General features: G+C 34.4%; 8 protein-coding genes. All 8 read left to right on the forward strand.

Going from position 1 to position 13,609, the window contains the following annotated elements; genetic code table 11:
• The first annotated feature begins 560 nt into the window (after positions 1-560).
• The 8 genes from AC1DY0_RS16565 to AC1DY0_RS16600 all read left to right on the forward strand — a co-directional run bounded on the left by AC1DY0_RS16565 (position 561) and on the right by AC1DY0_RS16600 (position 13,585).
• A complete protein-coding gene (locus AC1DY0_RS16565) occupies positions 561-1,889 on the forward strand; it encodes an MFS transporter (RefSeq protein ID WP_477189694.1) in 1,329 nt (442 codons plus the stop codon).
• A gap of 23 nt (positions 1,890-1,912) precedes the next feature.
• Positions 1,913-2,572 (forward strand): beta-phosphoglucomutase, encoded by a 660-nt coding sequence (pgmB, locus tag AC1DY0_RS16570; RefSeq protein ID WP_477189695.1) that lies wholly within the window; start codon positions 1,913-1,915, stop codon positions 2,570-2,572.
• Positions 2,573-2,659: 87 nt separating this feature from the next.
• Positions 2,660-4,954 carry a glycoside hydrolase family 65 protein gene (locus AC1DY0_RS16575; protein ID WP_477189696.1) on the forward strand — a complete coding sequence of 765 codons (2,295 nt, stop codon included), beginning with the start codon at positions 2,660-2,662 and terminating at the stop codon, positions 4,952-4,954.
• Between the two features lie 315 nt (positions 4,955-5,269).
• Positions 5,270-7,108 (forward strand): glycoside hydrolase family 13 protein, encoded by a 1,839-nt coding sequence (locus AC1DY0_RS16580; protein ID WP_477189697.1) that lies wholly within the window; start codon positions 5,270-5,272, stop codon positions 7,106-7,108.
• A 129-nt stretch (positions 7,109-7,237) separates the two neighbouring features.
• Complete coding sequence (locus AC1DY0_RS16585; protein ID WP_477189698.1) at positions 7,238-9,625, forward strand: glycoside hydrolase family 31 protein; 2,388 nt, start codon at positions 7,238-7,240, stop codon at positions 9,623-9,625.
• Positions 9,622-11,289 (forward strand): alpha-amylase family glycosyl hydrolase, encoded by a 1,668-nt coding sequence (locus tag AC1DY0_RS16590; protein WP_477189699.1) that lies wholly within the window; start codon positions 9,622-9,624, stop codon positions 11,287-11,289. Before AC1DY0_RS16585 ends, AC1DY0_RS16590 begins: the two co-directional genes overlap by 4 nt.
• 274 nt (positions 11,290-11,563) lie before the next feature.
• Positions 11,564-12,250 (forward strand): glycerophosphodiester phosphodiesterase, encoded by a 687-nt coding sequence (locus AC1DY0_RS16595; protein ID WP_477189700.1) that lies wholly within the window; start codon positions 11,564-11,566, stop codon positions 12,248-12,250.
• A 126-nt stretch (positions 12,251-12,376) separates the two neighbouring features.
• Positions 12,377-13,585 carry a BaiN/RdsA family NAD(P)/FAD-dependent oxidoreductase gene (locus tag AC1DY0_RS16600; RefSeq protein ID WP_477189701.1) on the forward strand — a complete coding sequence of 403 codons (1,209 nt, stop codon included), beginning with the start codon at positions 12,377-12,379 and terminating at the stop codon, positions 13,583-13,585.
• Positions 13,586-13,609 lie beyond the last annotated feature (24 nt).

Raw genomic sequence — 13,609 nt, forward strand, 5'->3', positions numbered from 1 at the left:
TTAATTACTACAACCTTGTAGTTGGAAAAAATGATTATTTTCAGGTTTTATTGAATATAAACAAAAAAGATTTTTATATATTTACTCCCCGTTTATAGCTTTTCTTTTACTTCGAAAAATAAGATGAGTTTTTTTATAACGAAAATTTAATTGTATTTTATTTATTCCAATGCAATTAAATTTTAAAAAAAGAATTCATAAATAGTATAATGATTTAATGAATTTTTACAAGTGTATAGTTAATGAATTTTAAGAAAGTTTATCTATAATGATGGATAAACCGATTTAGCTATTCCATATTATTATCAAAGTATTTTTTATAAAAACAATTAAATTCAGGAACGATTATTTTTAGTCATTTTTGAAATTAATAAATCTTAATTATTTTAAATGAATAATGGAAAGATTTGTTTCGATATGAAAATTATTTGATTGTAATAATTTGAACCAAACTTCATTTTGTATTGTTTGTAATTTTCATTATCAATTTTAGTTGATATAATCAAAAAACTATAGGGCAAACAGTGTGTTTGTCTGATAAATATGTAAATTTTTTAATAATGGAAAAACCGAAATTAAGTTTTTGGCAAATATGGAATTTAAGTTTTGGATTCTTAGGGGTTCAAATAGGCTATTCTTTGCAAAATGGAAATACAAGTAGAATATTAGAAGCCTTAGGGGCTGATGTTCATAGTATAGGTTATTTTTGGTTGGCAGCGCCTTTGGCAGGTTTGATTGTCCAGCCTATTATTGGTCTTTCGAGTGATAAAACGTGGACCAAATTAGGACGACGTATTCCGTTTATATTTTTTGGAGCGATTGTTTCTGCAATGGCAATGTTCTTTATGCCAAATGCAGAGTATTTTACATATCTGTTGCCTCCGTTGGTTTTTGGAGCTGTAATGTTGTTGTTGATGGATACGTCATTTAATGTTACGATGCAGCCATTTAGAGCTCTTGTGGGTGATATGGTAAATGATGAACAGCGTAATCTTGGGTATTCACTTCAAAGTGCTTTAATCAATTTTGGAGCTGTTTTTGGATCATTATTGCCTTGGATTTTAGTTAAAATTGGAATGTCTAATGTGCCTGCTGCTGGTGAAAAAGTAGCAGAATCAGTAATCTGGTCTTTTTATATTGGAGGAACAATATTATTGGGAACCGTGCTTTGGACTGTTTTAAGAACCAAAGAATATGCTCCAAAGGAACACGCTGAGTACAATAAAATTGATCTAAATGCTCCTGAAAAAATGGAAAAAACAAGCATTTTTACATTGATTGGAGATGCTCCAAAAATCTTTTGGCAGTTGGGAGTTGTTCAGTTTTTCTCCTGGTTTGCCTTGTTCTTAATGTGGGTTTACACTACAAGAGCAATTGCTAATCAAGTTTGGGGGCATGGAGTTGCTCTAGATGCAAAATCAATTGGTTTTAACGAAGCTGGAGATTGGACGGGAGTAATGTTTGCATTCTATAGTGGAGTAGCAGCTTTGTTCTCTTTGCTTATTCCTTCGATTGCTAAATCAATTGGAAGAAAAAAGACATACAGTTTTTCACTTGTATTGGGTGGATTAGGATTGATTTCTATGTTTTTAGTTGAGGACAAAAATATGTTATTACTTTCTATCTCAGGGGTAGGATTGGCTTGGGCCGCAATTTTGGCGATGCCTTATGCAATGTTATCTGGTTCATTGCCAGCAGATAAAATGGGAGTTTATATGGGACTTTTTAATGCAACAATAACAATTCCTCAAATTGCAGCAGGTGTATTAGGTAGTACTTTGATAGCACTTTTTGGAGGTAATCCAATGGCGATTATTGTAATTGCTGGAGTTTCCATGTTAATTGCAGGTTCAGCTGTATTTTTTGTTAAAGAAAAAGTACAACTATAAAATAAATAATAAGCAGAATTATAATGAAAAAGAGAAAAGGATTTATTTTTGATTTAGATGGTGTAATTGTGGACACTGCCAAATATCATTTTTTAGCGTGGAAAAAAATTGCCAATGAATTAGGAATTGACTTCACATTAGAACATAATGAATTATTAAAAGGTGTGAGCCGAGTTCGCTCCTTGGATATAATTTTAGAATTAGGAAAAGTTGAGGCATCACAAGAAGATAAAGACAAATGGTTAATTCAAAAGAATGAAGACTATCTGTCCTATTTAGTTGATATGGATGAAAGTGAGATTTTGCCAGGGGTAATGCCTGTTTTGCAATTTTTAAAAGAAAATAATCAGCCTATTGCATTGGGTTCAGCTAGTAAGAATGCTAGACCTATTCTTGAAAAAACGGGAACTCTTGCTTTTTTTGACGCCATCGTTGACGGAAATGATGTTGTGAATGCAAAGCCAGATCCAGAAGTTTTTCTTCATGCTGCGCGCTTGTTGAACATAACCAATGAAGATTCAATAGTTTTTGAAGATTCGGTAGCTGGTGTGCAAGCTGCAAATGTTGCCAAAATGATGAGCATTGGTATTGGTGAAGAAGAAACACTGAATGAAGCTCAGTACATTTTTAAAGACTTTACAAAGATTGATTCCACTTTCTTGGAATCTTTAATAAACAAATAACCAACCAAAAATAAGGTTAAAGAGGAATGAAGCAATGAGGTGTTTTATTCTCAAGCTTCAAACCTTATCCTTAAATTAAAACAGAAAATGAATCAAGATTATATAAAACCAGATAACTGGTCTATCATTGAAGAAGGATTTGATAGAGAGAGTGTAAAATCATCTGAAAGTCTCTTTAGTATTGGAAACGGTGCAATGGGACAAAGAGCAAACTTTGAAGAAAATTATTCAGGAGAAACTTTTCAAGGAAGTTATATTGCGGGAATTTATTATCCAGACAAAACTAAAGTGGGTTGGTGGAAAAATGGATACCCTAAATATTTCGCTAAAGTTTTGAATGCTCCAAACTGGATTGGAATTAATATTGAAATCAATGGTGAGGATTTTGATTTGAATACGTGTACTGAAGTTAAAAACTTTCGTCGTGAATTGAATATGAAAGAAGGTTGGTACCATCGTTCTTTTCAGGCTACGTTGAAAAACGGAACTGAAGTAGCGGTTGATATTCGTCGTTTCCTTTCATTGGATTTAGACGAAGTTGGAGTGATCAACTATGAAATCACGCCTTTGAATAAAGATGCAAAAATTATTTACAAACCATATATTGACGCTGGTGTAACCAATGAAGACGCTAACTGGGAAGAAAAATTCTGGGAACCATTAGACGTTAAAAAATCAGGGAATGAAGCTTTTGTTACAGCTCAAACTTTTAAAACGCATTTTAAAGTAACAACCTTCATGCAAAACACCATTTGGGCAAGAGGGGAAAAACAAAATATGTCTCCAACTTCTGTAGATACAATAGCGGATAAAATTTTATTTTACTATGATGTTATTGTTGCAAAAGGAGAAAAATCAGCAATCCAAAAAATTGGAGGGTATACTGTTTCATTAAATCATACCGATACAATTTCGGCAGCTGAAAATGTTATTCAAGCTGCTTTAGCAAAAGGATACGATCAATTATTACAAGATCAAATTGATGCTTGGGCTAAAATTTGGGAAATGTCAGACATCACTATTGAAGGAGATGTAAAAGCACAACAAGGAATTCGTTTTAATATTTTCCAATTGAATCAAACCTACTTAGGAAAAGATTCTCGTTTGAATATTGGACCAAAAGGATTCACTGGAGAAAAATACGGTGGATCAACTTATTGGGATACTGAGGCGTATTGTATTCCATTTTATATGGCGACAAAAGACCAACAAGTTGCGCGTAATTTATTGACATATCGTTACAATCAATTGGACAAAGCTATTGAAAATGCCGAAGTAAATTTGGGTTTCAAAAATGGAGCAGCTTTGTATCCTATGGTTACTATGAATGGTGAAGAATGTCATAACGAATGGGAAATCACCCACGAAGAAATCCATAGAAATGGTGCCATAGCTTTTGCTATTTATAATTACCACCGTTTTACTGGCGATTACTCTTATATTCCAGAAAAAGGATTGGAAGTTTTAATTGGTATTGCCCGTTTTTGGCACCAAAGAGCTTCATTCTCTAAAAACAAAAATCAATATATGATTTTAGGAGTAACTGGGCCAAACGAATACGAAAACAACATCAACAATAATTTCTATACCAATTATATTGCTAAATGGTGTATTGATTATGCTTATGAGCAAATTCAAAAAGTTTCATTGGAATATCCTTCAGACCATAAACGTATTATGGAAAAAGTAAAACTTTCTGAAACTGAATTGCAAGAATGGAATAAAGTAGCAGGTAATATGTATTTCCCAAGATCAGAAGAAATGGGGATTTACTTGCAACAAGATGGTTTCTTGGACAAAGATTTAGTTAGAGTAAAAGATTTAGACCGTTCACAAAGACCAATCAACCAAAAATGGTCTTGGGATCGTGTTTTACGTTCGCCTTATATCAAACAAGCCGATGTATTGCAGTGTTTTTACTTCTTTGAAGATCATTTTGCTAAAGATGAATTGGAACGTAATTTTGATTTCTACGAATCATTTACGGTACATGAAAGTTCACTTTCTCCTTGTGTACACTCAATTCAAGCTGCTTTGTTAGACAAAATGGATATGGCGTATGCCTTTTATTTAAGAACTTCTCGTTTGGATCTTGACGATTATAACAAAGAGGTTGAAGAAGGTTGTCACATTACATCTATGGCTGGAACTTGGATGAGTATCGTTGAAGGATTTGGTGGAATGAGAGTAAAAAATGATGCACTTCATTTCTCTCCAAAAATTCCAAAAGAATGGGGAGGCTATTCTTTTAAAATTAATTTCAGAAACCAAATTTTGAAAATTGCGGTAGATCATAAGGAAACCAAATTATCCCTTGAAGGAAACAAAGAGTTAACTGTTTATGTAAACGGCACAGCAGTTTTGGTTCAGCCAAAAATCTAAAAATAAATCAATAACAAACCCTTTCCAAGTTTTACTTCGAAAGGGTTTTAATTATAGACATATCACTAACTTTTAGCTATAAATCGGAATTCGATTAATTTTTAGGAGCGGTAATATCAGGTATTTTTGGTTATATGATTCCTGCTCTCCGCTGCAATCTCTCTCGTAGAAAAACGAGAGAGGATTTTCACTGCGATCAGGGCTAAAAGGAGATATAGTGATTTTTGGCTATTATTTAAAAATACAATTGAACATAGGTTATTAGTGAGCTGTTGGTTGCTAATAATAATTCTAATAAAATCAATTTTCACATTTATGAAGAAAATAATCATTCTATTATTTTTTATCTCAACATCAATTTTCGCACAAATTGACAGAGTTGAGCCTCCTTTTTGGTATGCAGGAATGTACAATCCGGAATTGCAGATTATGTTTTACGGCAAAAATATTGCAGAAAATGAAGTGACGGTATCCAATAATATTGTCATTAAAGATGTCAAAAAGACCGAAAACCCAAATTATCTATTTGTTACAATTGATACTAAAAATGTGACAGCGCAAGATTTTATTTTTTCATTTTCCAAAAATAAAAAAGTAGCTCTTACCAAAAAATACAGTTTAAAACAAAGAAGAGAAAATTCTGCCTCAAGAAAAAGTTACGATGCATCCGATTTGATTTATCTAGTGATGTCCGACCGTTTTGCTAATGGAAATCCTAAAAATGACAGCGACAAATCAGTTACTGAAAAAGGAGACAGATCACTTCCTGGCGGGAGACACGGTGGAGATATCGCTGGTATGATCCAACATTTGGATTATATAAAAGAATTGGGAGCTACAGCACTTTGGCCAACACCACTTTGTGAAGATAATGACAAAGCCTATTCATATCATACCTACGGACAATCGGATGTTTATAAAATTGACCCTCGTTTTGGAACAAATGAAGAATATGTAAAACTTTCGACCGAATTGCACAAACGTGACATGAAACTAATTATGGATTACGTGACTAACCATTGGGGTGCCGAACATTGGATGATGAAGGATTTGCCTTCTCAAGAATGGTTTCATCAATTTCCGAATTTCACACAAACCAATTACAGAATGACCACTCAGTTTGACACAAATGCATCCCAAATTGATGCAAAAACGTGTATGGACGGTTGGTTTGTAAAATCAATGCCTGATTTGAATCAGTCCAATCCGTTGGTGAATACTTATTTAAAACAAAACGCCATTTGGTGGATTGAATACGCAGATTTAGATGGTTTTCGTGTAGATACTTATTCTTATTGCGATAAAAAAGGAATCGCTGAATGGACAAAAGCAATAACCGATGAATATCCAAATTTTAATATCGTTGGGGAAGTTTGGATGCATGATCAGGCGCAAATGGCATATTGGCAAAAAGACAGTAAAATTGCGGCTATACAAAACTATAATTCGTATTTGCCGTCCGTTATGGATTTTACATTTACTGAAACTCTAGCCAAAGTATTTAATGAAGATAACGGTAAGTGGAATGAAGGAATGGTAAATGTTTACGAGAATTTCACCAATGACTTTTTATATCCAAATATCAATAGTATTATGACTTTTGTTGAAAATCATGATACGAATCGTTTCAATGAAATTTACCAAAAAGATCTATCAAAATATAAAATGGCGATGACTTTGTTGGCAACAGTTCGCGGAATTCCACAGATTTATTATGGCTCTGAGATTGGAATGGCAGGAAGTAAAGACAAAGATGGTGATGCTGCAATTAGACAGGATTTTCCTGGAGGATGGGCTGGAGACAGTAATAATGCTTTCGCAAAAGCAGGTAGAACTACTGAACAACAACAATTTTTTGACTTTTCAGCTCAATTGTTCAATTGGAGAAAATCGAATGATGCCGTGCATTTTGGAAAAATGAAGCATTATATTCCAGAAAATAATGTGTATGTATATTTCAGATATACCGATTCAAAATCGGTTATGGTAGTCATCAATAACAATAAAGAATCTAAAAATTTTTCAACCGGTCGTTTTCAAGAAAGTATTACCAATTATAAAACTGGGAATGACGTGCTTTCCGGAAAGGCTATTGATTTGAAAAATGATATTTCCATCGAAGGAAAATCGGTTCTGCTTTTGGAATTGAAGTAAAATTTAAAATAAATTAACCATTAAGAGATTAAGGTTCATTTAGAAAAGCTTTGCCATTCATTTTTAATCAAATTACAGACAAAGCTTAATAACCTTAATATCTTAATGGTTTAAAAAAATAAAATAGCTATGAAAAAAATAGTTCTATTTCTTTTAATTTCAAGTTTTTCTTTTGCGCAAAACGCAAACAGGAAATTTGAAAGTTATAAATTGGTCAAAAATACTTTGGAGATTAAAACATCTGATGGACAGTATTTTATTAAACCCTATTCAGATAAAATAATTGAAACTACTTTTTTGCCTTCTGGTGAAAATTTGAATTCCAATTCACATGCAGTTGTTTTAACTCCTGAGAAAACAGTTTTTAAATTAAAGCAAACACAAAACGAGTTAGTGTATTCTTCTAATGGAATTAATGTTTCTGTTCAAAAAAAGCCATTTCAGATCAGCTATTTGTACAAAAATAAGCCATTGATTTCTGAGAAAAACGGATATGTAAAGAGAGAGAATTCCAGCAAAGAACAACCTAAAGAAACTTTAGAGTTTAATTTGGATGGAACTGAAGCGCTTTACGGTGCAGGGGCTCGGGCATTAGGCATGAACCGTCGCGGGAATCGTTTGGAATTGTATAACCAAGCAGATTATGGATATGGAACGCATTCGAAAAAGATGAATTTCTCAATTCCGCTGGTAATGTCATCCAAAATTTATGCAGTTCATTTTGATAACGGTGCCATTGGTTGGTTGGATTTGGACAGTAAAAAAGATAACACATTAGTTTATGAAACCATCTCGGGCAGAAAAACCTATCAGGTAATTGCCGGTGATACTTGGACTGATTTGACTTCGAATTACACAGCATTGACTGGAAGACAACCTCTTGTTCCTCGCTGGGCTTTGGGTAATTTTTCAAGTCGATTTGGATATCATTCCCAAGAAGAAGTAGCCAAAACTATCGACAAATATTTGAAAGACGAAATCCCTGTAGATGCAATAATTCTTGATTTGTATTGGTTTGGTAAAACAGTTCAAGGAACAATGGGCAACTTGGATTGGGACAAAGATAATTTCTCCGATCCAAAGAAAATGATAACTGATTTGAACAGCAAAGGAGTTAAAACAGTTTTGATTACGGAGCCTTTTATTCTAACCACTTCAAGCAAATGGCAAGAAGCAGTTGATAAAAAAGTATTGGCCACAGACAATGCTGGAAATCCATTTAAATATGATTTTTATTTTGGAAATACAGGACTTGTAGATGTTTTTAAACCCGAGGGAAGAACTTGGTTTTGGAACATTTACAAAGATTTAATCAACCAAGGAGTTGGTGGTTGGTGGGGAGATTTGGGAGAACCCGAAGTATTCCCATCAGCAGCATTTACGGCACAAGGAAAAGCTGATGAAGTGCATAATATTTATGGACACTCTTGGGCAAAAATGATTCACGAAGGTTATAAAAATGACTTTCCAAATGTGCGTCCTTTTATTCTAATGCGCGCCGGATATTCGGGGTCGCAAAGTTACGGTATGATTCCATGGTCTGGTGATGTGAGCCGTTCTTGGGAAGGCTTACAATCGCAACCCGAAATTGCATTGCAAATGGGAATGCAGGGAATGGGCTATATGCACTCGGATTTAGGAGGATTTGCAGGAGATTATTTTGATAATGAATTGTACATTCGTTGGTTGCAGTATGGTGTTTTTCAGCCTGTTTATCGCCCACATGCACAGGAAGACGTGCCTTCAGAACCAGTGAATAAAGACATTGTGACTAAGGCAAAAGCCAAAAAACAAATAGAACTACGCTACCAAATGTTACCGTATAATTACACATTGGCTTTTGAAAATAATAACACAGGATTGCCATTGATGCGTCCCTTGTTTTTTGAAGAACCTACAAACGAAAAGTTACTGAATTCTTGTGATTCCTATTTGTGGGGGAATGATTTTTTAGTGACTCCAATTACCAAAGCAGGAGTTACGAACACGACTGTCTATTTCCCGAAAAGTAACAATTGGTATGATTTTTATACCGATGTGAAACATGAGGCAGGAGCTACGGAGAGTATAGCGGTTTCGGCAGAAAATATCCCGGTTTTTGTTCGTGGAGGTGCTTTTATTCCCATGATTAAAACAATTCAAAACACAACAAAATATTCGTTAGCTAATTTTGATTTGCATTTTTATTTTGATGAAAAAGTAACTTCAAGTACTGGAAAATTATACAATGATGATGGAGTAACACCTAATGATTTCGAAAAAGGGGCTTACGAAATATTGAATTTTTCAAGTAATGTTACCCCTAAAGAAATTACGCTAAAAATGAATACTACTGTTGGGAAATCGTTTGCCAGCGCAGATAAAAACATTGCTTTATTGGTTCACAATATCAGTGTAAGACCGACTAAAATTAACATTAATGGTGCAAATGTTGATTTTAAAATTAATGACAATACGCTTGAGATTCCTGTAGTATTGAAAAAAGGATTAGATAACGAAATTAAAATTCAATTATGATAAATAGAAAAGTAATAGTATTGCTGTTTGTTTTATTGGCAACAACCTTTGTTTCTGCACAAGCAAAAAAGGATTCGAAAATGAAAACAGAAAAAACACCCTTTGTTTGGGAAGGCGCCAATCTGTATTTTTTGCTGACAGACCGTTTTAATAATGCAGATAAATCTAATGACATAAATTTTGGCAGAACCAAAACTCCCGGAAAACTTCGTGGTTTTGAAGGTGGTGATCTCAAAGGAATTATTCAAAAAATAGACGAAGGTTATTTTACAAAACTAGGAATCAATGTGATTTGGTTTACTCCTGTTGTTGAGCAAATTCACGATGGAGTAGATGAAGGAACGGGCTTGAGCTATGGATTTCATGGTTATTGGGCAAGAGACTGGACGGCATTGGACCCGAACTTTGGAACCAAAAAAGATTTAGTCGAATTGGTTAAAAAAGCGCATGCCAAAGGAATTCGTATTATGCTTGATGGTGTAATCAACCATACGGGACCAGTTACCGACGTAGATACGGTTTGGCCGGAAGGCTGGGTTCGCACAGGACCTAAATGTCAATACAATAATTTTGAGAATACAACTGCATGTACATTAGTTGCCAATTTACCTGATGTAAAAACGGAAAGTAAAGAAGAAGTGGCATTACCTCCTTTTTTGGTCGAAAAATGGAAAGCCGAAGGAAGATATGATAAAGAAGTGGCTTCATTGGATGCTTTTTTTAAAAGAACAGGCTATCCAAGAACTCCAAGATATTATATCATAAAATGGTTGACAGATTATATTACCGAGTTTGGAATCGATGGATACAGAGCCGATACCGTTAAACATACAGACGAAAGTGTTTGGGCCGATTTCAAAACGCAATGTGATTATTCATTTGCCAATTGGAAAAAAAACAATCCAACCAAAGTTTTGGATAACAATACTTTTTATACAATTGCAGAAGTTTATAATTACAATATCAGTAACGGAAAGTTATTCGATTTTGGCGATAAAAAAGTGAATTATTACGAGAATGGTTTTACAGCGATGATTAATTTTGAATTCAAAAGTGATGCTCAAAAAGACTATGTTAGCTTATTTTCAAAGTATTCTGTTTTGCTGAACGGTCAATTGAAAGGGAACAGTGTTTTGAATTATTTGTCTTCTCATGATGACGGTGGTCCATTTGATGCCAAGCGTACCAAAAGTATCGAAAGCGGAACAAAACTGTTATTGACTCCTGGTATTTCACAAGTATATTACGGTGATGAATCGGCTCGTTCCCTTGTTGTAGAAGGAACTCAAGGCGATGCAACATTGCGTTCAATGATGAATTGGAATGCTGTAAATACAAATGTCGAAACTCAAAAAGTACTGTTACATTGGCAAAAACTAGGTCAGTTCAGAAGAAACCATCCATCGGTTGGAGCTGGTGTGAATGCCGAAATTTCGACTAAACCGTATGTGTGTTCCAGAACTTTCATCAAAGGAAAATATTCAGATACAGTCGTAATCGGATTGGATTTGGTTACAGGTAAAAAAGAAATCCCTGTAGATTCTGCCTTCAAGGAAGGAACCAAAGTTAGGGATGCTTATTCCGGTAAAATGGCAAGTGTTTTGAATGGAAAAGTTACTGTTGACAGTGAGTTTGATATCGTTCTGTTGGAATTAAAGAAATAAATTTTAGAGCAGAATGATTTTGCTTTTTTGTAAACATAGATCTCGCTTTTCGTTACAATCTCTCTCGCAGAAAAAACGAGAGAGGATTTTCACTTCAAACGAAGTTCACTGAACTCCTATAAAAATAAAAGTATAGTGAAGTAATCGGGGCTAAAGGGAAAGATTTTGCTTTTTTGTAATGATTTTAAAAAGAAAAAAAACAATTATCGAACACAACACAAGATTTTTTAATTGCCTCCAGCTTTAGCTGGAGGTTTTTTATATTTGTATAACTATGGACAAAATTCTTAAAATAGGACATCGCGGTGCCAAAGGATATGAGCCTGAAAACACCTTGGTTTCGTTTGAAAAAGCAATAGAAATGGGAGCAGACGGAATCGAATTGGATGTACATCTTAGCTTAGACGGTCATTTGATCGTAATCCACGACGAAACTATAGATAGAACTACGAACGGAAAGGGAGTTGTGAATCAATTGGCATTGCAGGAGCTAAAGTCCTTTAAAATCAATGAGAAACATGCGATTCCAACATTGGAAGAGGTTTTGGATTTGGTAAATCAAAGGTGTTTTGTAAATATTGAATTGAAAGACCAAGGTACTGCCGAGAAAGTGGTTCAATTAATAGAACATTATATTTCAGAAAAAAATTGGAATCACACTCATTTTCTTGTATCCAGTTTTGACTGGAATGCACTTCAGCAAGTTCGTTTTTTAAACGAAAATATCCGAATTGGAGTCTTAACAGAAACCGATTTGGATCTAGCCATTTTTTTCGCCCAATTCATGAAGGCAGAAGCTTTACATCCCGATTTTCAATTATTGACGAATGAATATACCGCTAAAATCCAGGAGAAAGGGATTCAGGTTTTTCCTTGGACAGTAAATGAAATTGAGGCTATCGAAAGAATGAAATCATTCAAAGTGGATGGTATAATCACAGATTTTCTGGATTTGCTTTAAAGAAGTTAGAACACTTATTCTTTAAAAAACGAATGCTTACATTTGCATTCTAAATTATTTGTTGTTTTGCCTTTAAACGAATGCAACAAATGATAAACTCATTCCAATCTATTTCTTTGCAAAACCATGAATCAAAATTTTGACATACTCGTTGTTGGCGGTGGAGCTGCCGGTTTTTTTACGGCCATCAATATCGTAGAAAAAAATCCAAAAACTAAAGTAGCCATTCTCGAAAGAGGAGCCGAAGTGTTAGGAAAAGTCCGTGTTTCTGGAGGAGGGCGTTGTAATGTGACCCATGCCTGTTTTGAGCCTAATGAATTGGTGAAATTTTACCCACGTGGCGAAAAAGAATTACGTGGTCCTTTTCATCAATTTTGTTCGGGTGATACGATAGAATGGTTTGAAAAGCATGGAGTGGAGTTGAAAATTGAAGAGGATGGGAGAATGTTTCCAGTTTCGAATTCTTCACAAACTATTATTGATTGTTTTGTGAAAGCAACTCAAAAGCTCGGGATTTCGGTACTAACAGGTCAAAGTGTTCAGTCCATTTTCAAAAAAGACAATTTTTGGAAAGTAGAAACGCAACATGAAAATTTTATCGCCGAGAAATTGGTTCTTGCGACAGGAAGCAATCCCAAAATTTGGGAGATGCTTCAACAACAAGGTCATGCAATTGTGAGTCCAGTTCCATCTTTATTTACTTTCAATATAAAAGATCACCGAATCAAAGAATTGCCTGGCGTAGCGGCTCAAGTTACCGTAAAGGTAAAAGATACCAAATTGGTTTCTACCGGCCCTTTGTTAATCACACATTGGGGAATGAGTGGACCTGCAATCTTGAAATTATCAGCTTGGGGTGCGCGGATATTATTCGATAAAAATTATCAGTTTACCATTAACGTGAATTGGCTAAACGATGTTGATGCCGAAGATGCTGAGAAAATTTTAAAAACACTAAAACAAGAACATGCGAAAAAAGCGGTTTCCAAAAAATCACCGTTCGACTTTCCGAATCGTCTTTGGGAAAGTTTAGTTTTAGCATCAAATATTGAAGTCGAAACCAAATGGGCCGATTTGTCCAAAATACAATTGCAAAACTTAGTAAATCAATTGAGAAACAGTACTTTTCAAGTTAATGGGAAAAGCACTTTTAAGGAAGAGTTTGTAACTGCAGGCGGAATCGATTTAAAAGAAATCAACTTCAAAACTATGGAGAGTAAGCTAAATGAAAATCTTTATTTCGCAGGTGAAATCGTGAATATCGATGCTATTACAGGTGGATTTAATTTTCAAAATGCCTGGACTAGCGGCTTTATTGTAGCGAATGCTATATAGGCAAAGAATTAATTAACAAAAATT

The organism is Flavobacterium sp. P1_E4 (assembly GCF_056405915.1).